The sequence below is a fragment of the Pseudomonas sichuanensis genome, assembly GCF_024749065.1.
GTDB lineage: Bacteria > Pseudomonadota > Gammaproteobacteria > Pseudomonadales > Pseudomonadaceae > Aquipseudomonas > Aquipseudomonas sichuanensis.
Map to the genome: position 1 here is coordinate 3,061,846 of NZ_CP087185.1, position 19,962 is coordinate 3,081,807.

Consider the following 19,962-nt stretch of genomic DNA (forward strand, 5'->3'; position numbering starts at 1 on the left):
GGCATGAACGACATACTCTGGCGCCCCTCCACCTCGCAGATCGAAGCCAGCCGCATGGAGGCCTTTCGCCGCAGGGTCAACCTGCGTTTCAACCGCCAGCTCGACGACTATGCCGCCTTGCACCGCTGGAGCATCGAGCACCGCGCAGCGTTCTGGCAGACGCTCAGTGAATACTTCCACGTGCGCTGGCATACACCCGCAAGCCAGGTGCTGATCGAGGGCCCGCACCTGCGCGATGCCCGCTGGTTCGTCGGCGCTACCCTGAACTTCGCCGAACAACTGTTGCAACGCCGCGATGATCGCCCCGCCGTGGTCGCCGTGCGTGAGGACGGCAGCCGCCACAGCCTGACCCACAACCAGTTGGCCGCCCAGGTGGCCGGGATGCAATGGGCCTTGCGCCAGGCCGGCATCGTGTCGGGCGACCGCATTGGCGCGGTGATGCCCAATACCTGGGAAACCCTTGTAGCCATGCTCGCCGCCAGCAGCCTTGGGGCGGTGTGGTCCAGTTGCTCTCCGGAGTTCGGTACCCACGGCATCATCGACCGCTTCGGGCAGATTGCGCCGAAACTGCTGATTGCCTGCGCGGGCTATACCTACGCCGGCAAAACCGTGGACCAGGTCGACAAGATCAACCAGGTCGTCGCCCAACTGCCGCAACTTCAACACCTGCTGGTGGTGCCCTACACCCGGGCGCAGACCCGCAGCGAAGAGTTCAGCGGGCCCCAGGTCACCCTGTGGGATGATTTCTTCCAGCCCGGCGGCAGCCCCACCTTCGTCGCCCTGCCCTTCGATCACCCGCTGTACATCCTCTACTCCAGCGGCACCACCGGTGTGCCCAAGTGCATCGTCCACCGGGCCGGCGGCGTACTGCTGCAACACCTCAAGGAGCACGGCCTGCACAATGACCTGAAAGCCGACGACGTGCTGTTCTACTACACCACCTGTGGCTGGATGATGTGGAACTGGCTGGTCTCGGGCCTCGCGGTGGGCGCCACTCTGGTGCTGTATGACGGATCGCCCTTGCACCCGGGCCCGGAGCGGCTGCTCGACCTGATCGACAGTGAAGGCATCCACGCCTTCGGCACCAGCCCCAAGTACCTCGCAACCCTGGAGCAGGCCGGTGTCGAGCCGATGAAAAGCCACCGCCTCGATACCCTGAGGCTCCTGTTGTCCACCGGCTCGGCGCTGTCGCCGCACAGTTACGACTTCGTCTATGCCAAGTTCAAGGCCGATGTGTGCCTGGCCTCGATGTCCGGCGGCACCGACATCGTCTCCTGCTTCGTTCTCGGCAACCCGCTGCTGCCGGTACGCCGTGGCCTGATCGCCGGTCCCGGCCTGGGCATGGCGGTGCAGGTGTGGAATGCGCAGAGGCAGCCGGTGATCGACGAGAAAGGCGAGCTGGTGTGTACCCAGGCATTCCCGTCGATGCCCCTGGGGTTCTGGGGTGACGACGATGGCAGCCGCTACCACGACGCCTACTTCAGCCAGTTCGACGGGGCCTGGTGCCAGGGCGATTACGCCGAGCAGCGCGCCGGCGGCGGCCTGGTGATCCACGGCCGCTCGGATGCGGTGCTCAACCCCGGTGGCGTGCGCATTGGCACGGCCGAGATCTATCGGCAAGTGGACAAGGTCGAGCAGGTGCTGGAATGCGTGGCCATCGGCCAGGACTGGCACAACGATGTGCGCGTGGTGCTGTTCGTGCGCCTGCGCGATGGCCTGCAGCTGGACGACGCCTTGCGCCAGCACATCCGCGAGGTCATCCGCCGGTACACCAGCCCGCGCCACGTCCCGGCGGTGATCGCCCAGGTGAGCGACATCCCGCGTACCCTCAGCGGCAAGCTGGTGGAACTGGCGATCCGCAATGTGGTGCATGGGCTGCCTGTCAACAACACCGATGCCCTGGCCAACCCCGAGGCACTGGCGCAGTTCCGTGACCGCGCTGAACTGCGCGATCAGGCATAATGGCGGCCTTTTTCGCCCCGAAGCACAGGTATCCCCATGAAAGCCCAAGCCCGCCATATCCTGGTTAAGACCGCTGACGAAGCCGAGAAGCTCAAGCAGCGCATCGCCAATGGCGAAGCCTTCGACGTGCTTGCGAAAAAATTCTCCACCTGCCCTTCCGGCAAGCGTGGCGGCGATCTGGGCGAAATACGCCCCGGGCAACTGGTCGGCGCCATCGACCAGGTGATCTTCAAGAAGCCCTTGCGGGTGGTGCACGGGCCGATCAAAAGCAAGTTCGGCTACCACCTGGTGCAGACGTTCTACCGCGACTGAGCCGATGGCGGCCCTTGGCCACCTGACAGTTTTGCCAGTTGCGTCCCTCCTCCTGAACGCAGTACATCGCGGGTAATCCCGCACATCGCGCTTGCGCCGTGCGGGCTCTGTGCACAACGGAGGCCCAGGCGATGCACATGCGGCTGTTGCTGGCACTGGCGCCCTTGCCCCTGTTGCTGCTTGCCCAGGCCCAGGCAGCCTGCAGCTTCAACCCTGGGCCAGGCAATGACAGCTATGTCTGCGACAGCGGCAGCGCCGCTTCGCTGCTCGACACCGGTGGCAACAACAGCCTGCTGCTACCCGCCGGCGGCAGCGGCACCATCAGCGGCAACGTGACCTTCGGTGCCGGCCAGGACGCCATCGACATGGCCTCGGGCGTAATCGGCGGCGACGTCAATCAGGGCGCCGGCATCGATACCTTCACCATGAGCGGCGGCATCATCGAGGGCGACCTCAATCAGGGCGATGGCCTGGACCGCTTCCAGATGACCGGCGGCTGGATCAAGGGCAGTTTCGACAGCGGTGACTTCGCCCAGATGGACGGCGGGCGTATCGGCAATGTCAACATGCGCCTGGACGAGAACACCTTCATCCTGCGCGCTGGCAGCATCGACCGGAATATCGTCACCGGCTTCGACAAGGACCATGTGGAGGTTTTCGGCGGCAGCGTGGGCGGCAATATCAGCGTCAGCGGGGGCGATGACCAGGTGCTGATCCACGGCGGCCAGATTGCGGGCAGCGTGCTGATGAGCACCGGCAACGACCGGTTCAGCTGGACCGGCGGGCGGATCGGCACGCGGGTGGACATGGGGCCTGGCAACGACACGGCGCAGCTCCAGGGACTGGCCAGTGACGCCCTGGTCATCCCGCTCGACGGCGGCAATGGCAGCGATACCTTGACCTTGCTCGCCAGCCAGGCCAAAGGTGGCGCCCGCTACCTCAACTGGGAGCGGATCGAGCTTGCCGACGGCAGCCGCCTCGAGCTCGACGACACGCTGCTGCTCGGGGATGCCGGCAGTGCCACCGGTACCCTGCAAATTGCTGCCGGCAGCACCCTGGCCTCGCGCCAAGGCACGGTCTCGGCCTTCGCCAGCAGCCAGCGCGTGGGGCTGAACAACGCCGGCACGATTGACTTGAGCACAGGCAACGACGGCGCAGGCCGGCTACTGGTGATCGGCGACTACAACGGCGACAACGGTGTACTGCGCCTGAACAGCGTGCTCGGCCAGGACGGCGCCGCCTCGGACCGGCTGGTGATCAGCCAGGGTGGCATCAGTGGCTCGACCGGGCTTTTGGTCAGCAACCTCGGTGGCACGGGCGCGGCCACCCAGGGCAATGGCATCCAGGTGATCGAGGCACGCGAAGGCGCCAGCGGCAATGCCAATGCCTTCATCCAGACCCAGACCCTGTCGGCCGGCGCCTACGACTATCGCCTGTTCAAGGGCGGCATCAGCGCCGGCAGCGAGAACAACTGGTACCTGCGCTCGACCCTGGTCGCGCCCCCCGCCCCGGCGCCTGGCGTGGAGCCGCTAAGCACGCCGCCGGTAGCCGCGCCCGCCCCTGGCCAGGCCGAGTTGCCCGCCCCGGTGGCCGGGCGGGTCATCCCCCTGTACCGCCCGGAAGTGGCGGTTTACGCAGCCGCACCGCGCGGCGCCGCGATCATCGTGCGCCAGGCCCTGGGCACCTTCCATCAGCGCCAGGGTGATCAGCGGTGGCTCGACGCCGCGGCCACGCCGCCTGCGAGCTGGGGCCAGGCCTACGGCAGCGCCCTTCGCCAGCAATGGAGCGGCACTGTGAGCCCGACCCTGGACGCTGACCTTTACGGCTTCAAGGTGGGCCAGGACCTCTATGCCCGGGCCACGGACGACGGCCACCGCCAGCACGCCGGCCTGTACCTGGGCCATGCTCGCCTGGACGGCGATGTCCGCGGTTTCGCCCTGGGCCGCGAAGACAGCCCGGTGGGCAACCTTGAACTGCAGGGCAACAGCCTGGGCGCCTACTTGACCTGGGTGGGGCCGGCCCAGGGCTATGTGGACGTGGTGCTGCAGTACACCCACTTCGATGGCCGTGCCCGCTCCGACCGTGGCGACAGTCTCGACCTCGATGGCCACGCCTGGGCCGCCTCACTAGAAGGCGGCTACCCCTTGGCGCTGACCGCGCAGTGGACCCTGGAGCCCCAAGCTCAGCTGATCGCCCAGCGGGTGAGCCTGGACAGCGCCCGCGACCGGGCGTCGCGGGTCAGCCATGACGCCCAGGTGGAATGGCTCGGGCGCCTTGGCTTGCGCCTGGAGGGGATGTTTCCTGCCACCGAGAAGGTGCTGCTGCAGCCCTTTGCCCAGGTCAGCCTGTGGCATGCCGACGGCGGCGCCGACACCTTGACCTTCAACGGCGTGGACCGCATAGACACCGACTACCGCTACACCGCGCTACAACTCGAAGGCGGGCTGGCGGCACGCCTGGGTTCGGCGCTGAGCCTGCATGCAGGCCTGCAATACAGCACCAACCTGGACAGCCGCCAGCAGCAGGCCAGCGGTGTGAACCTGGGCCTGCGCTGGCAGTTCTAACGCCGCGCCGCCAGCAACCCAAGCCCCGCGCAACCCAGCAGCGAAGCACTGACCCGGTTGAACACGCGCCGTGGCCCTGGGCGTTCGAACCAGCGCTGCAGGTAAGCGCCGAGCCCGGCATAGATGGCGATGGCCGCCCACTCAAGCAGCAGGAACAGCACACCCAGCTGCAGGAACTGCTCGCTGACCGGCATGTTGCCGCCCACCGTCACGAACTGCGGCAGGAAGGCGGTGAAGATAAGAATCGCCTTAGGATTGCCGGCAGCCACCCAAAACTCCTGGCGCGCCAGCTTCCAGGTGCCATGCGGCTGCTCGCCCGCCACCCGCGCCTCGCCCACCGGCGCGCGCCAAAGCTGCCAGGCGATATAGAACAGGTAACCGGCGCCGAGCACCTTGATCGCCAGGAACAGGTATTCACTGGTATGCAGCACCACCGCCAGGCCCATGGCCGCCAGCGCGATCATGCCGCTGAACGCCAGCAGCCGGCCGGCCCCGGCCACGCAGGCAATGCGCAGGCCATAGCGGCTGGCATTGTGCAGAGACAACAGGTTGTTGGGCCCCGGCGCCATGTTCAGGGCGAAACAGGCGGGGATAAACAGCAGCAGGCTCGACAGGTCCATTCTTGTTCTCCTTCAAGGACCGCAGCAGGGTCGCGCCCGGCCTGCCCGCACGTCAAGCACAGTGATACGGCGAATGGCCGGAACAGTCAGCAGTGAGTAGACTGCCTGCTCCCACACAATGAACTTGCACGCCCGCTCCTACAGAAAAGCTGCGCAAGACAGTTGCTTCCATGTGACAACCAGGTGGCCTGCCATGCCCTTCCCCCGCAGTGAAATCTGGCATGACCCGGCGCTGCCCTTCGTCGAAAGCCGTCGCGCCTGCCATAGCCGCGCCTGTTACAAAGCACACAGCCACCCGAGCTTCTCCATCGGCGCGGTGGATGTCGGCTACAGCCACTTCACCGGCGCCGGCCAAGGTGTGGTGCGGCTGACGCCCGGCACTCTGGTGCTGGTGCCGGCGCAACGGGTGCATGCCTGCAACCCCGAACCCGGCAAGGCCTGGAGCTACCAGATGCTGCACCTGGACGCCGACTGGCTGCGCTGCCTGCGCCTGGAGTCCGGTGTGGCGGCAGGTGAGCCGCTGGCGCCGGCGCGCATCACCCGCTCGCCAGCGCTGTACCGGCAGTTCTGCGCGTTGAACGACCTGCTGTTCTCGAAGGTTTCGCCACTGGAGAAGGAAGCGGCGCTGGTGGCATTCATCGGTGACCATGACTTCAGCACCCTGCCCACCTTGCCACCGGCTCCGGCGCTGGCCCCTTCGAAGCTGGGTGAGCTGGTCGCCTGCCTCGACGAGCAGGGTTTGGCCGAACTCAGCCTCGACCGCCTGGCCCGGCAGGCCGGGCTGGGTCGCTATCAACTGATCCGCGCGTTCGCCGCGGCCACCGGGATGACCCCGCACAGCTACCTGCTCAATGCCCGGGTCAACCAGGCGCGGTTGCTGCTGCGCCAGGGCTGTGCGCTGGCGGAGGTCGCCTATCGGCTGGGGTTCGCCGACCAGAGCCACTTCCAGCGGGTGTTCAAGGCCCACGCCGGGGTGACGCCCGGGGCCTACCGCGGCGGCTTGCAATAATCTTCAATACGCCCGGCCGGCACCTGCACAGACTGTGGTTTTCCCACACGGAAACCCGCTTGATGGAACAGTTCCTGCTCGTCGCCACCGCCCATTTTCTTGCCCTGCTCTCGCCTGGCCCGGACTTTTTCCTGGTGGCCCGCACCTCGGCCAACGCAGGTTGGCGGGTAGCCAGTGGCGCCTGCCTGGGCGTCGCCCTGGCCAACGGCGTGTTCATCGGCGCAGCGTTCGCCGGGGTGGCGGTGCTGCACGCGGGCAGCGCGATGTTCGTGGCCCTGCAACTGGCCGGTTGCGCCTACCTGCTGTACATAGGTGTTTTGTTCTTGCGCCATGCCGGGCACAGCAGTTTGACACCTGCCGCAACCACCACCGGGCAGGCGGCCAGGGGTTGGCTGGGCAGTTTGGGCATGGGCTTCGCCTCAGGCATCCTCAACCCGAAGAACGCGCTGTTCTACGCCAGCCTGGCGAGCATGATCGGCAGCAGCAGCGTCGTGCTGAAAGGGCTGTACGCCGGCTGGATGTTCACTGCGGTGCTGGCCTGGGACCTGCTGGTGGCGCTGGCTATTGGCAATCGTCGGGTACTGCGCCGCTTTGCCCAAGCCCTGCCCTGGCTGGAGCGGGCCTCTGGGGTGATGCTGATGGCCCTTGCCGTCGGTGTGCTGGTTCATCTGGCGTGGGGCTGACCACCTCAAGCGTGGCGAGGTCCAGCAAGCTGAAGCAGCCACTGCTCCAACCGCCGGTATCCAGGTGCCAGACATTGCCCAGCACCTTGACCTTGAGCACCGGCGTATGCCCGACCAGCAGCGCGCGCAGCCCTTCGACCCTGGCGTCGTCGCCTTCCTTCAGGCGCCGCCGTGACCATTGGCACACTTCACGTATGCGCGGATCGTCGTCATCCAACAGGCTCGCGCGTAAATCTTCCCAGTGCGCGAAGGGGCTGTCGGCGTGCAGCAGGCCGATCGGTCCGTCATGGCTCTGCACTTCCAGGGCGATAGGCATTTCAAGGAAGGCATCGACAAAAGGCCGCTGCTGATCCTCTGGCAAGTCGAGGAACCAGCCACCGCCCGCCGCGCGGTACATGTCCAGGTCAAGCCGGCCACCGCGCAGGTGATTGATCGCCAGGCTTTCGTGGTTGCCCTGCACCGCGTGGAACCAGGGCTGGCTCAGCCAGTCGAGTGCCTGCGCACTGTGCGGCCCGCGGTCGACCAGGTCGCCGACACTGAACAGGCGGTCGACCGCCGGGTTGAAGCCGACGCCATCCAGGCACTGTTGCAAGCGCTGGAAGTGCCCGTGGATATCACCCACGGCCAGGTCGCGCCCGCGGGTATTGACGGCTATCCGCCTGAAGCGGCTCATTGCATCGTTCCTCTGCTACGGCCTCGGCACCGGCGTAAAATGGTCAGGCAAGCTACCCACACCCGGAGGTGCATCATGCGTACCACCCTGGCCTGTGCCGTACTGATGGTGCTGGCATTTGACAGCATGGCACAGGGCTCCCCGACCGCCCAGGTCGAGGTGCGTTTCGATCACCCGGAAAACTTCCGCGATGCAAGCCTCGACAGCCAAGGTTATGAGCGTGGCGCCGACCCGCAGGTGATCAAGGCGTTGACCGAACATTTGCGCAAGCTCGGCCAGCGTTACCTGCAACCTGGCCAGCAACTGGTGATCGACATCCGCGACATCGACCTGGCCGGGCGTTACGAGCCCTGGCACAGCCAGGCCTACGATGTGCGCTTCATGCGGGAAATCACCTGGCCGAGCATCGACCTCAGCTACACCCTGAGCCAGCCCGGCCAGCCCGCACGCCAGGCGGCGGAGCACCTCAGCGACAAGATGTACCTGAGCCGCCCGGGGCGCCAAGGCAGCAGCGACCGCCTGTTTGCCGAGAAGGCCATGCTCAGCGACTGGTTCCGCCAACGCTTTGCCCCGCCGCCGCACGCCTGAGCCTCAGCCGCGCAGGCGGCGCAGGGCGATCGGTGCAATCAGCCGGTGAAACGGCGCCACCGGCAACATGTACAGCCGGCCCAGCAGGTTGTGGGTGCGCACTACGGTGCTCACCAGCACCTGGCACTGACCGTCGGCGGCCGGGCGGCGGCTCAGCGCAATGTACACATCCAGGTGGCGGTCGCGGTCAACCAGCAGCACTTCGTCCTCGGTATTGGCCAGCAAGGTGAAGATGCCCACGCGCTCGCCGGGCTGGTAGCTGGCGGCTGGGCGTGTGGGGTCGATGGCCGTGAGCCGGCCCAGGTCCTTGAGGCCGACCAGCGCCACCAGGCGGTTGCGCAGCACCATCAGCGCATCGATCCAGCCGGGCATGCCGGCCATCAGCCGCAGGAACAGCGCCATGGCTGGTTGTGCCGGTTGCGCCAGGCTGATCGCCCGGCAATGGCGGAACCCAGCCTGGGCGGCGTGGGCGCTGATCAACGAGTCACTTGGAATGGTCGCGGTGTAAGTCATCAGAGTCTTCCGTCCTTGGAATCAGCACCTTCGTGCTGGCGAAGGCGATCTGCCCGATAGTATCCTGCGCGCCCGAACCGACGCCAAGGATGGATGCATTCGTGAACACCTACGCCACGCCCGAAATACCCGCGGCATGAAATACCTGTTACTGACGCTGGCCAGCTATGCCACCAGCTACTACCTGGTGGGGCTGCTGATCCAGGGCGGGCTGGCAAACATCGCCGAAGACCTGCGTCATCGCCCGGACGCACCGCCGCCAGGCCAGTACCTGCGCGAAGTCGAGCAGCATGCCCGGCGCGCCCACCGCCACTACACCCTGTTCAGCGGCAGCCTGTTGGCCCTGTTGCTGGCGTTGCTGTGTGCCTGGCTGAGTTGACGGCGGTTACTGGAAATCCAGCGCCAGGCTCTGGCGCCCTTCCAGTGCCAACAGGTACTGCTTGGCCGGCAAGCCCCCGGCGAAGCCAGTCAGGCTCCCCGAAGCGCCAATTACCCGATGGCACGGGGCGATGATCGAGATCGGGTTACGCCCGTTGGCCGCCCCCACCGCCCGCACTGCGTCGGGGTTGCCGATCTGCCGGGCGATATCGCTGTAACTGCGGGTCTCGCCGAAGGGGATGCTCAGCAACGCCGCCCACACCTGGCGCTGGAATTCGGTGCCGGCAAAATCCAGCGCCAGGTCGAAGGTGCGGCGGTTGCCTGCGAAGTATTCACCGAGCTGGCGGGCCGTTTCGCGCAACACCGGGTGCTGGTCGTCGCGCTGCAGTTCGCCCAGGCGCACCCGGTTGGCCCGTTCCTGCTCCCACAGCACTGCGGCCAGGCACGCACCACGGGCCACCAGCGTCAGCGTGCCGACGGGCGTGTGCATCAAGGTAAAGGCGCAGGGCATGGCAGGCTCCGGTCAGGTAACAGTCTGCGCACTCTACCCAGCGCACCGCTTGTGCGCATCCGCTTTCTTGCCATGCCCCTGGGCCAGCCCGGTCCTAGGTCCGCGCGCACATCTGGGCGGCATCGAGCAAACGCCCATGGTCATACCAGGCATCACGCTGGTAGGCGGAGTATTGATGCTGCCCGCCGGAGCCTGTGACCTTGACCAGGCCATCGGCCTTGCTCGGGTCGGTGCTCTCGACGAACAGCTCGAGGGCGTCCTGGTTCTGCACCGTATAGGTTTTCGCCGTGTCGGGCAGTTCGGATTTCACGCAGCGCAGGTAGTCCGGCGGGCTTTTCGCGGTCGAGCCAAAGGTATTGTCGTGACTGGCGCGCAGGTCAGGGTCATGGGCACAACCTGCCAGCAGCAACCCGGCGGCCAGCGCCACCAGCGGTTTCATCGAGCGCTTCATACAACCTCCGATCACCCCATCAGGAAACCCTGGACAGTGACGGACAGCAACCACCCTTTTTAATAGTCAGCTTACGATTGGAAAGGTTAGCCCCGCCCCTACCGGGCTGTTATGCCGGTTTGCTATGGGCGCCAGACGCTGCGTGCATGTCGCCGACGCGGCTAAACCCGCTGGTCGGGCATGGACCACACTGTGCGCAAACAGGCGCCTACTGGTGCTCGGGCCTTGTCACCCGACGTTGAACACGCCAATCGAGGTGTGCCGCCATGAAGCGCATCAACAAGCTCATCCAGCAGCGCCGTCATCAACTGCACGTGCACCTGCCGCCGAGTGGACTGGAAGCCACCCCTTTTACACCTGCGGTCAGCGTATGCGCGCGATGGTTGCCAAGCCTGGACACCGAAATTCAGCCGAGGACGCCGCCGCACACCGGCGTCATGACCTTGCGTACCGCGACTTTGGCCAGATCGTAGCTGGATGCCCCGGTACCTGGCCGCTACAGTGCGGGACGCTGGCAGCGGCCAGATCACTGACAAGGAGGTTACCTATGTTGTCGAAGCTTTTGGTGACGGTGGGTATCGTCTTCTACGCGGTCGTGGTGCCGATCCTTGAAATCAACGATACCCACGTGTTCAACCAGGCCTGGGCGCCACACGCCCGGCTGCACGAGACCTGGCAGCTGTTCACCAATACCGCGCTGGGTGCCTTCAGCGTGTGGCTGGTCTGGGGCAGGAACGATCTGCAGCTGGCGAGCCTGCTGACCCTGTTCGTCACGGGCGGTTTCCTGCTGGCCTATTGGTTGCGGGACGGCTACGGCGGGTCGATGGTGCTCAGCGACGGCTCCGAGAAGATGATCATGGGGGTCAATCTGGGCCTTGTCGCTTACACGCTGGCCATCCTGCTGGCGGGTATTGCAGTGGCCATTGATCGACGTGCTCGAGGGGGCCGCCAACAGGCGCCATGAATGGATGCAGGCCCTTGGCCCGAACTGCTGACCTGGGCGCGCTCCTCGGCGCTGAGGATGCTGTCTGCGACCTCTCTAGCCTGCTTTGCCACCGTCGCGCGGGTGGCCACGGCGCAGTTTTATTTTTCATATCAGTGCATCCAATCCGGCCGCTGGCGGGTATTGCTCAATGGGCGGCCTTTGACTGCCCAGCCAAATGACCTGTCAGGAGCCCTGCCCATGAACCTCAAATCCTCCGCCTGCCTGCTCGCCTGCGGCCTCGCCTTGGCGCTGCAGCCCGCAAACGCCCAGTCCGCACTGCCAGACGCGGTTAAGGTCCCCGATGGCCATAGCGTCATGCTCGAGACCGTCGGCGTCGGCGAGATCACCTACGAGTGCCGTGACAAGGCCACCCCCCCCGGCCAGACCGAATGGACCTTCGTTGGCCCCAAGGCCATGCTCAATGACCGTGCCGGCAAACCGGTGGGCGACTACTTCGGCCCACCCGCCACCTGGCAGGCCAAGGATGGCTCGAAAGTCACCGGCACCCAGCTGGCAGTGGCGCCGGCGGATAAGGGCGCCCTGCCCTATCAACTGGTCAAGGCCAACCCGGCCGAAGGCAAAGGCGCCATGCAGGGAGTCAGCTATATCCAGCGCCTGGCCACCCGCGGTGGCGTGGCGCCGGCAAGCGGCTGCACGGCACAGAACAAAGGTGCCAGGCAAGTCGTCCAGTACCAGGCCGACTATGTGTTCTGGACCGCCAAGTAAAGCGCACTTGAGCAGACACCTCGCAATCGTTCATCTACGCTCGTTGGCAAGCCCCCGGCTGGATAGCCGGGGTACCTTGCATGACACAAGGAAGCCGCACACGTTGAACTCGCCTGTCGCCCCCTTCGACTTCCACCGCTGCCTGGAGGCCTGTGCACAGGGCGACCGCCGCGCCCTGCAGGCGCTCTACGATTGCGAAGGCGCACGCCTGCTGGGCGTTGCCCGGCGCATCGCGCGTGACGACGCCAGCGCCGAAGACATCGTCCACGATGCGATGATTCGCATCTGGACTCGCGCCGCCAGCTTCGACCCGGCGCGCGGCTCGGCTCGGGGCTGGATCTACAGCATCACCCGCCACCTGGCACTGAATTCGATCCGCGATACCCGCCGAGAAACCGTGCTGGACGAAGCCGATATCGATGCGGCGCCTGCATCGTATGGGGGCCTTGATGACATTGACCTCTGGTCAGGCTCGGCGAAAATCTACCATTGCCTCGAACAACTGCAGCCCGCACCGCAGCGCTGCATCCTGCACGCCTATGTGGACGGCTGCAGCCATGCCGAAATCGCCGGGCTGTTGGGTGCGCCATTGGGTACCGTCAAGGCCTGGATCAAGCGCAGCCTCAAGGCGTTGCGGGAGTGCCTGGAATGAAGCCGGATACTGCCGAAGAATTGGACACTCTTGCTGGCGAGTTCGTACTAGGGACCTTGTCGCCGGCGCAACACGCCACAATGACCGAGCGTTTGAGCCGCGATCCGTCCTTGCGCGCCGCCGTGGATGCCTGGGAGGCACGCTTGCTGGAGCTGACCGCGCTGGCTGAGCCACAACCGCCGAGTGCCCGCCTGTGGGGGCGTATCCAGCGCAGCCTGAACGAACTGGCCCCCCCTTCCACCCAACAGCGTGCCCGCGGTTGGCAACGCCTCGGCCTGTGGCAGGGGTTTAGTGCCGTGGGGCTTGCTGCAAGCGTGCTGCTGGCGTTTGCCTTGTTGACGAGACCTGCGCCCAGCACTCAATTCGTGGTGGTGCTGGTGGCGCCGAGCAGCCAGGCCGCCGGCTGGGTGGTGCAGGCCAGTGACAGCCGCATGATCGAGCTGATCCCGCTGGGCCAGGATGCGGTCCCCGAAGGCATGGCCCTGCAGTTCTGGACCAAGGGCGAGCAGTGGCGCGCACCGGTTTCGCTGGGCCTGGTCAAACCCGGTGAACCCTATCGTGTCCCGCTGCAGAGCCTGCCACCGCTGGAGGCCAACCAGTTGTTCGAGCTGACCCTGGAAAAAGCCGGCGGCTCGCCTACCGGGTTACCGACGGGGCCGGTCAAGTTCATTGGCCGCGCGGTGAAAGTGATATGACTGCGTAGCAAATGCATGTGCTTGCAGCTGCAAAGCCAGAGATGAAGCAGTTGACGGAGGAAGGAGCAATTCTCGCGATGCAAGGGCAACTCCGTCTTCGCACTTGAAGCTCGATATCCTCACCTGGGTCGCTGCCAGCAGATGGCGGTAGGGTTATCACGGTTCCAAAAGCCAAATCGTATGCGCGGCATACCTACCCCCGCCCGCCAGCAACGAACGTTTTTGCCCGGAGCACTCCCCAGACCAATGCCCCAATCATTGATTCATTGGGTCTGGAGCTATAGCTCTCTTCAACAATTCGGTCCCCGGTTTTGGAGTACACCCCGATAAAGAGCTGTGTTTTGCCTGTCCGCGAAAGTCGGGTTTGCACGTCGATACTCCTGCCGTCATCAAGGGTTTCCTCGTGATGACGAAGGTGAAGCGCTGGGTCTACCCAGGCCCGGAATTTCTCGCCGCGAAATCTCATATTTACCTCCTCTAATGACTCCAGTAGGCGCGCTAAAGAGAGAGATAGATATCCATTTCACTTAAATGCGACCGGTGGAAAATGTTCGGCGCTACTCCTTGCTGATAGAAATCAGCGGGACAGTGCCAGTAGAAAACCGAGCCCGATCACTGGGACGGAGATTGAAATAGCAAGAAGCCCAGCGCAGGGCTGAGCTTCGAGTTAGCAATCACCATGAACTGAGCCACTGCAATATTCCTTATTTCCTTATCTCGGCTGTGGAAAGCGAGGAAACAGAGATTGCCCCGGAAAATACAGGCACTCAACACCTACACAGGGCGCCCCGCCCCATCCGTTCGGGCAAATAGTTCACAGGGCGCTCTGCGGTGGTGATGACGGCGTTTGATTAGTACCGGCGATACTCGTGGCCACCACGATCCTCATCGTAGTAATGCCGGTGATGCCTTCCATCGTGCCAATACGGCCAGCATCCGCTCAATAGCACCACCGCTGACAGTATTGAGACCCAAGCAGCTTTTTGTTTCATTTGAATGTCTCCGGCCAGGCGAAGCCAGGCCTTGCATAGTTTTGACCTCCGAAAAATTGCAGGTTCAAACATTGCCGCTCCACTCATCCCCTCACACGCGACCAACCTGGAGGACGCCGTGGGCCCCTATCGCCAAGCCCTGACACCAACCTGCCGCGACCGGCGGCGTGGAGACCAACAGGAATTCAAAAAGGAAGAAGCCAGGCGATGAACACGCCGGGCAGGAACAAGCCGTTGCCCAGGAAATGGACAAGGTAACGGAGGAAAGGAAGGCTGAACTGCTGGGGATCACGCTACGAGCGCTCCAGACACGACGCCAGCGCATCATTGCCGACCGCCAACCAGCAGACCGGACGAAGACGAAATATCACCGAGTGGTGTTACTGAATGATCGAGCGCTCAATGCCATACGACAGGCGCAGCGCCTGGCCGACTTGAGGAGGATGGCTTCAAAGCCGGCCTACCCTACAAGCCCATTTGTGTTTCAGCCGAGCAAAGGTGGGCTGTGGATCAACGAACCAAGTGTTACAATCCGCCACTTCAAATCAGCGCTCAAGGCGCTGGACATCCGTGAACGCCGGCAGTACGACACCCGCCACACCTACGCAACCATGTGCCTGATGGCTGGGATGAACCGAAGCGTTCATCGCGAACCAGCTCGGCCATAGCGTCGAGATGTTGCTCTCTACCTACGCGAAATGGTTCAGCTCCTCCTCGGACTGGAGGGAGCTGGAGAAGCTGCCGCCCCGAGTCGAATTGGCCCAAGATTGGCCCAAAACTGACGAGAGGGCCTAAATACACCTCTGGAACCCCCGCAGGACAAGCACTTGATTTCTACCGCTAACATCACCATGCAATTCGGCGCCAAGCCGCTGTTCGAAAACGTCTCGGTCAAATTCAACAACGGCAACCGCTACGGCCTGATCGGCGCCAACGGCTGCGGCAAGTCGACCTTCATGAAGATCCTCGGCGGTGACCTGGATCCGTCCGGCGGCCAGGTGATGCTCGAGCCGAACACCCGCCTGGGTAAACTGCGCCAGGACCAGTTCGCCTACGAAGAATTCACCGTGATCGACACCGTGATCATGGGCCACGAGCAGCTGTGGAAGGTCAAGGCCGAGCGCGATCGCATCTACTCGCTGGCAGAAATGACCGAAGAGGACGGCATGGCCGTCGCCGAGCTGGAAACCGAATTCGCCGAGATGGACGGCTACACCGCCGAATCCCGCGCAGGCGAGCTGCTGCTGGGCCTGGGTATCCCGCTGGAACAGCACTTCGGCCCGATGAGCGAAGTGGCGCCGGGCTGGAAGCTGCGCGTGCTGCTGGCCCAGGCGCTGTTCTCGGACCCGGACGTACTGCTGCTGGACGAACCGACCAACCACCTGGACATCAACACCATCCGCTGGCTGGAAACGATCCTCACGGCGCGTAACAGCACCATGATCATCATTTCCCACGACCGTCACTTCCTCAACAGCGTCTGCACCCACATGGCCGACCTGGACTACGGTGAGCTGCGCCTGTTCCCGGGCAACTACGACGAGTACATGACTGCCGCCACTCAGTCGCGCGAGCAGCTGCTGTCGGACAACGCCAAGAAGAAAGCCCAGATCGCCGAACTGCAGAGCTTCGTCAGCCGCTTCTCGGCCAACGCCTCGAAAGCCAAGCAGGCCACCTCGCGGGCCAAGCAGATCGACAAGATCCAGCTGGCCGAGGTCAAGCCGTCGAGCCGCGTGAGCCCGTTCATCCGCTTCGATCAAACGAAGAAACTGCACCGCCAGGCGGTGATCGTCGAGAAAATGGCCAAGGCCTTCGACGACAAGGTGCTGTTCAAAGACTTCAGCTTCACCATCGAAGCCGGCGAGCGCGTGGCGATCATCGGCCCCAACGGTATCGGCAAGACCACCCTGCTGCGCACCCTGGTCGGTGAGTTGACCCCGGACAAGGGCGAAGTGAAGTGGACCGACAGCGCCGAAGTGGGCTACTACGCCCAGGACCACGCCCACGACTTCGAAGAGGACGTGAGCCTGTTCGACTGGATGGGCCAGTGGACCAGCGGTGAACAGGTGATCCGCGGCACCCTCGGCCGCATGCTGTTCTCCAACGACGAGATCCTCAAGTCGGTGAAGGTGATTTCCGGTGGTGAACAGGGCCGCATGCTGTTCGGCAAGCTGATCCTGCAAAAGCCCAACGTGCTGGTGATGGACGAGCCGACCAACCACCTGGACATGGAATCGATCGAGGCGCTGAACCTGGCGCTGGAAAACTACCCGGGCACCCTGCTGTTCGTCAGCCACGACCGTGAGTTCGTGTCGTCGCTGGCCACCCGTATCATCGAGCTGACGCCCGAAGGTACCGTGGACTTCAGCGGCACCTACGACGACTACCTGCGTAGCCAGGGAGTGGTGGTCTGAGCTGAACACCGTCAGCTGAATCATCGCGGGGCAAGTCGCAGCGGCGCACCGCCGCTCCCACGTTGGTAGCACGTGGGAGCGGCGGTGCGCCGCTGCGACTTGCCCCGCGATGTTCCTGTGCGCATCGCTCAACGAATAATTCGTTAGCCTGCTTTCTTTTCCCCCGCACAACGGCCATGATGCCGGTACGCCCAACCGCCTACCCGCGAACGTGCCCATGACCGCGCAACAGCCCGCCCCCGGCGACACCTCAAGCATCACCCTGCAAATCCTCGCCATCGTCTTCTATACCTTCATCGCCTTCCTCTGCATCGGCCTGCCGATCGCGGTGCTGCCCAGCCATGTCCACGACCAACTTGGCTACGGCGCAGTGGTCGCCGGCCTGACCATCGGCCTGCAATACCTCGCCACCCTGCTCAGCCGGCCCTTTGCCGGGCGGGTCGCCGACACCCTGGGCGGCAAGCGGGCGATTCGCTTCGGGTTGTATGGCATTGCCGGCTGCGGCGTGCTCACCCTGCTCTCGGCCTGGACCCTCTCCCTGCCCTCGCTGAGCCTGCTGTTGTTGCTCGGCGGGCGCCTGCTGCTGGGCATCGCCCAAGGCTTGATCGGGGTGGCGACCTTGAGCTGGGGGATTGGCCAGGTGGGGCCGGAGCATACCGCGCGGGTGATCTCGTGGAACGGCATCGCCTCCTACGGCGCCATCGCCATCGGTGCGCCGGTCGGTGTGCTGCTGGTGGATATGCAGGGGTTCTGGATATTGGGGCCGGCGCTGCTGGTGCTGGCACTGAGCGCGTTGCTGGCGCTGCGCAAGCGCCCGGACGTGGTGGTGGTGCGCGGCGAGCGCCTGCCCTTCTGGTCGGCGTTCGGCCGTGTGGCGCCCTGCGGCCTGGGCTTGACCCTGGCGTCGATCGGCTACGGCACCCTGACCACCTTCGTCACCCTTTATTACCTGGAGCGCGGCTGGACGGGTGCTGCGTTGTGCCTGAGCGCGTTCGGCCTGTGCTTCATCGTTTCGCGGCTGCTGTTCGTCAACGCGGTCAACCGCTTCGGTGGCTACAACGTGGCGATTGCCTGCATGGCCACCGAGGTGCTGGGGCTGGCCTTGCTGTGGCAGGCGCCGTCGCCGCTGTGGGCGATGGTCGGCGCAGGGCTGACCGGCTTCGGCCTGTCGCTGGTGTACCCGGCGCTGGGCGTCGAGGCGATCAGGCAGGTGCCCAGCAGCAGCCGAGGTGCCGGGCTGGGTGCCTATGCGGTGTTCTTCGACCTGGCGCTGGCCATTGCCGGCCCGCTGATGGGCGCGGTGGCGATACAACTGGGCTACGCCTCGATCTTCGCCGTCGCCGCCCTGCTCGCCTTGTCAGGGGTTGGCCTGACCCTGCTGCTGGCCCGACGCGCCCAGCGCGGCTGATCGCTCTGCAGGCTCGGGCGCCCCCAGTGCCTGGCTGAAGAAGGCCGTGGTTTCGCTGCGCAGCGAGCGGTGGATATGCCGGCGGTCGACACCGTCGGCATCCTTGCACAGCACCGGCATGCGCAGGTGTTGCTCGTCGTCGCACGGCGCCATGAATACGAAATGCCCGGCCCCGGCCAGCAACCGGTAGTCCGGTGTCAGCGGCAGCTTGCGCGCCAGGGCATCGGCATTGTGCTCCAGGGCCAGCAACTGGTCTGAGTCGCCGCTGTAGATCAGCGCCGGCACATGCACCCCGGCCAGGGCGTGGCGGCCGAACATCAGGCTCAGGGGCGCCATCAGCATCACCGCGCCTACCCGCGCATCGGCCCGTGGCTCCAGTTCGCTGTGGTCGGCAATCAGCACACCATGGGTCTTGCAGGCGTCGGCGTCGTTGGGGCGTTGCTGGCAATAACGGCGCAGGCGATCAAGGTCGGGTTGCGCGCCAGACAGGATCAACGCTGTCTCGCCGCCGGCCGAATAGCCGATCACCCCGACTTTGCCGTCATTCAGATAGGGGCCGACCAGTGCATCGGCGCGTGCGGCCGTAATCGCAGCGCTGACCTGCAGCGGCCGGCCATAGAGATTACTGAGCGTCCCGAGACGGCTACGATCGCGGCTGTTGTCGCCGGGGTGGATGACCGCCACCACCACGAAGCCTTGGCGTGCCAGGCCGTTGGCCAGGTCATGCAGGGCCATGGGGCTGCCGGTATTACCGTGGGAGATCACCAACAACGGGAAGCGCCCCATGGCCACAGGTGCGTCCTGGGCAACGCGGGTCTGATAGCCCTCGATACGCACAGGCCGCGCCTCGCCGTTGGAGGGGTAGAACACCAGCGCCTGCATGGGCCTGCGGTCCACTGGGTCGGCCAGGGTGAGCCGGTGCAGGCCGGCGACCCAGGTTGCCGCGTTGGCCTGGGCCAGCAGGCCAGCGAACAGGGCGATGGCCAACAGGGTACGAAACGGAGTCATGCAGGGGCGCTCCCGTGGCCGGGCAGACGTATTTCGTCAGCATAGAACCCGGCCAAGCACAGCTACATGAAAACTGAATGAAAAAAAGCCGATCGGCGCTCAAGGCGACGATCGGCTTTGTCGTGACTCGGCTGATCAGGCGGCAGCGAACAGCTCGCCGGCGATTTGCGCCTGGGCCGCATCGATGGCCTTGGCACGGTGCTCAGGGCCGTAGGCCAGGCCGTGGGCACGGACGGTCTCGACATCGGTGATGCCGATGAAGCCAAGGAAGACGTTGAGGAAATCTTCATGGCCAACACCGGTTGGCTGGCCCTGGTGCAGGCCGCCGGCGGTGGACACCAGGATCACCTTCTTGTCGCCGCACAGGCCTTCAGGGCCAGCTTCGGTGTAGCGGAAGGTCTTGCCAGCCACGGCGATGCGGTCGATCCAGGCTTTGAGCTGGGTCGGCACGCTGAAGTTGTACATCGGCGCACCGATCACCACCGCGTCGGCGGCAAGGAATTCTTCCAGGGTTTCGGCGCTCAGTTGGGCTTCGTGGGCCTGGGCGGCGTCACGCAGGTCCTGCGGGGTACCGGCAGCCACCAGGGTGGCGGCGGAGAAGTGGCTGATGGCGTCGGCAGCCAGGTCACGGTAGACCACTTCGATGCTCGGGTCGGCGGCTTTCCAGGCGTCGACCACTTCGCGGCTCAGCTGACGGGAGGCGGAATTGTCGCCCAGAATGCTCGAATCGATGTGCAACAGTTTCATGGGACTCTCCTGTGAATGAAGACCGCGGTGGTGGGCGATCACGATGGGGAGAATCCTATCGAACCAGCGAA

At 64.8% G+C, this 19,962-nt stretch carries 21 protein-coding genes and 2 pseudogenes; 15 read left to right on the plus strand and 8 right to left on the minus strand.

Annotation, left to right across the window (positions count from 1 at the left end):
* Positions 1 to 3 precede the first annotated feature (3 nt).
* From LOY51_RS13845 to LOY51_RS13855, 3 genes are all read left to right on the plus strand, one after another.
* Positions 4 to 1,962 carry an acetoacetate--CoA ligase gene (locus LOY51_RS13845; protein ID WP_258641655.1) on the plus strand — a complete coding sequence of 653 codons (1,959 nt, stop codon included), beginning with the start codon at positions 4 to 6 and terminating at the stop codon, positions 1,960 to 1,962.
* Between the two features lie 36 nt (positions 1,963 to 1,998).
* Positions 1,999 to 2,274: a peptidylprolyl isomerase gene (locus tag LOY51_RS13850; protein WP_110994954.1), complete on the plus strand. Its 276-nt coding sequence runs from the start codon at positions 1,999 to 2,001 to the stop codon at positions 2,272 to 2,274.
* 131 nt (positions 2,275 to 2,405) lie between these two features.
* Positions 2,406 to 4,838, plus strand: a complete 2,433-nt coding sequence (locus LOY51_RS13855; protein ID WP_125858686.1) for an autotransporter family protein — start codon at positions 2,406 to 2,408, stop codon at positions 4,836 to 4,838.
* On the opposite strand, the gene LOY51_RS13860 is transcribed toward LOY51_RS13855, so the two are convergent.
* Entirely contained in the window at positions 4,835 to 5,458 is a 624-nt protein-coding gene (locus tag LOY51_RS13860) for a LysE family translocator (RefSeq protein WP_125464150.1), read from the minus strand. The genes LOY51_RS13855 and LOY51_RS13860 overlap by 4 nt on opposite strands.
* A gap of 193 nt (positions 5,459 to 5,651) precedes the next feature.
* Here LOY51_RS13860 and LOY51_RS13865 point away from each other — a divergent pair, with 193 nt between their 5' ends.
* Positions 5,652 to 6,467 (plus strand): helix-turn-helix transcriptional regulator, encoded by an 816-nt coding sequence (locus LOY51_RS13865; protein ID WP_258641658.1) that lies wholly within the window; start codon positions 5,652 to 5,654, stop codon positions 6,465 to 6,467.
* 62 nt (positions 6,468 to 6,529) lie between these two features.
* Positions 6,530 to 7,150, plus strand: coding sequence for a LysE family translocator (locus LOY51_RS13870; RefSeq protein ID WP_258641659.1), 621 nt, complete (start codon positions 6,530 to 6,532; stop codon positions 7,148 to 7,150).
* A gap of 106 nt (positions 7,151 to 7,256) precedes the next feature.
* On the opposite strand, the pseudogene LOY51_RS13875 reads toward LOY51_RS13870, so the two are convergent.
* Positions 7,257 to 7,823, minus strand: a pseudogene (locus LOY51_RS13875) (metallophosphoesterase); the annotation flags it as partial.
* Positions 7,824 to 7,898: 75 nt separating this feature from the next.
* Between LOY51_RS13875 and LOY51_RS13880 the strand changes: the two are divergent.
* A complete protein-coding gene (locus tag LOY51_RS13880; protein WP_125858689.1) occupies positions 7,899 to 8,411 on the plus strand; it encodes a DUF3016 domain-containing protein in 513 nt (170 codons plus the stop codon).
* Positions 8,412 to 8,414: 3 nt separating this feature from the next.
* On the opposite strand, the gene LOY51_RS13885 is transcribed toward LOY51_RS13880, so the two are convergent.
* Positions 8,415 to 8,924, minus strand: a complete 510-nt coding sequence (locus LOY51_RS13885) for a DUF2867 domain-containing protein (RefSeq protein ID WP_258641661.1) — start codon at positions 8,922 to 8,924, stop codon at positions 8,415 to 8,417.
* A gap of 136 nt (positions 8,925 to 9,060) precedes the next feature.
* Between LOY51_RS13885 and LOY51_RS13890 the strand changes: the two genes are divergently transcribed.
* On the plus strand, positions 9,061 to 9,303 hold the full coding sequence (locus LOY51_RS13890; protein WP_258641662.1) for a hypothetical protein: 243 nt from the start codon (positions 9,061 to 9,063) through the stop codon (positions 9,301 to 9,303).
* 6 nt (positions 9,304 to 9,309) lie between these two features.
* Here LOY51_RS13890 and LOY51_RS13895 read toward each other — a convergent pair whose 3' ends face one another.
* Together LOY51_RS13895 and LOY51_RS13900 are read right to left on the minus strand one after the other, a co-directional pair.
* Positions 9,310 to 9,813, minus strand: coding sequence for a methylated-DNA--[protein]-cysteine S-methyltransferase (locus LOY51_RS13895; protein ID WP_258641664.1), 504 nt, complete (start codon positions 9,811 to 9,813; stop codon positions 9,310 to 9,312).
* Between the two features lie 94 nt (positions 9,814 to 9,907).
* The gene (locus LOY51_RS13900; protein WP_125464157.1) at positions 9,908 to 10,264 is read right to left on the minus strand and encodes a hypothetical protein; all 357 of its coding nucleotides are present in this window, start codon (positions 10,262 to 10,264) and stop codon (positions 9,908 to 9,910) included.
* 266 nt (positions 10,265 to 10,530) lie between these two features.
* Between LOY51_RS13900 and LOY51_RS13905 the strand changes: the two genes are divergently transcribed.
* The 5 genes from LOY51_RS13905 to LOY51_RS13925 all read left to right on the plus strand — a co-directional run bounded on the left by LOY51_RS13905 (position 10,531) and on the right by LOY51_RS13925 (position 13,322).
* On the plus strand, positions 10,531 to 10,737 hold the full coding sequence (locus LOY51_RS13905) for a hypothetical protein (RefSeq protein WP_125858693.1): 207 nt from the start codon (positions 10,531 to 10,533) through the stop codon (positions 10,735 to 10,737).
* Between the two features lie 74 nt (positions 10,738 to 10,811).
* Positions 10,812 to 11,228: a hypothetical protein gene (locus tag LOY51_RS13910; RefSeq protein ID WP_258641665.1), complete on the plus strand. Its 417-nt coding sequence runs from the start codon at positions 10,812 to 10,814 to the stop codon at positions 11,226 to 11,228.
* A gap of 219 nt (positions 11,229 to 11,447) precedes the next feature.
* Positions 11,448 to 11,975 (plus strand): DUF3455 domain-containing protein, encoded by a 528-nt coding sequence (locus LOY51_RS13915; RefSeq protein ID WP_258641666.1) that lies wholly within the window; start codon positions 11,448 to 11,450, stop codon positions 11,973 to 11,975.
* A 103-nt stretch (positions 11,976 to 12,078) separates the two neighbouring features.
* Entirely contained in the window at positions 12,079 to 12,627 is a 549-nt protein-coding gene (locus LOY51_RS13920; RefSeq protein WP_258641668.1) for a sigma-70 family RNA polymerase sigma factor, read from the plus strand.
* The gene (locus tag LOY51_RS13925) at positions 12,624 to 13,322 is read left to right on the plus strand and encodes an anti-sigma factor (RefSeq protein WP_258641669.1); all 699 of its coding nucleotides are present in this window, start codon (positions 12,624 to 12,626) and stop codon (positions 13,320 to 13,322) included. The genes LOY51_RS13920 and LOY51_RS13925 overlap by 4 nt, the downstream gene beginning before the upstream one ends.
* A 193-nt stretch (positions 13,323 to 13,515) precedes the next feature.
* Here the strand turns inward: LOY51_RS13925 and LOY51_RS13930 are convergent, their stop codons facing one another.
* Positions 13,516 to 13,788 (minus strand): hypothetical protein, encoded by a 273-nt coding sequence (locus tag LOY51_RS13930; RefSeq protein ID WP_258641670.1) that lies wholly within the window; start codon positions 13,786 to 13,788, stop codon positions 13,516 to 13,518.
* A gap of 900 nt (positions 13,789 to 14,688) precedes the next feature.
* On the opposite strand from LOY51_RS13930, the pseudogene LOY51_RS26985 reads away from it, so the two are divergent.
* The 3 genes and pseudogenes from LOY51_RS26985 to LOY51_RS13945 all read left to right on the plus strand — a co-directional run bounded on the left by LOY51_RS26985 (position 14,689) and on the right by LOY51_RS13945 (position 18,136).
* A pseudogene (locus LOY51_RS26985) lies at positions 14,689 to 15,109 on the plus strand (site-specific integrase).
* Between the two features lie 32 nt (positions 15,110 to 15,141).
* Positions 15,142 to 16,728 carry an ABC-F family ATPase gene (locus LOY51_RS13940; protein ID WP_125464165.1) on the plus strand — a complete coding sequence of 529 codons (1,587 nt, stop codon included), beginning with the start codon at positions 15,142 to 15,144 and terminating at the stop codon, positions 16,726 to 16,728.
* A 217-nt stretch (positions 16,729 to 16,945) separates the two neighbouring features.
* Entirely contained in the window at positions 16,946 to 18,136 is a 1,191-nt protein-coding gene (locus LOY51_RS13945) for an MFS transporter (protein WP_258641673.1), read from the plus strand.
* Here LOY51_RS13945 and LOY51_RS13950 read toward each other — a convergent pair.
* Positions 18,086 to 19,144: an alpha/beta hydrolase family protein gene (locus LOY51_RS13950; RefSeq protein WP_258641675.1), complete on the minus strand. Its 1,059-nt coding sequence runs from the start codon at positions 19,142 to 19,144 to the stop codon at positions 18,086 to 18,088. The genes LOY51_RS13945 and LOY51_RS13950 overlap by 51 nt on opposite strands.
* A 135-nt stretch (positions 19,145 to 19,279) precedes the next feature.
* On the minus strand, positions 19,280 to 19,891 hold the full coding sequence (locus LOY51_RS13955) for an FMN-dependent NADH-azoreductase (protein ID WP_110994519.1): 612 nt from the start codon (positions 19,889 to 19,891) through the stop codon (positions 19,280 to 19,282).
* Between the last annotated feature and the right edge of the window lie 71 nt (positions 19,892 to 19,962).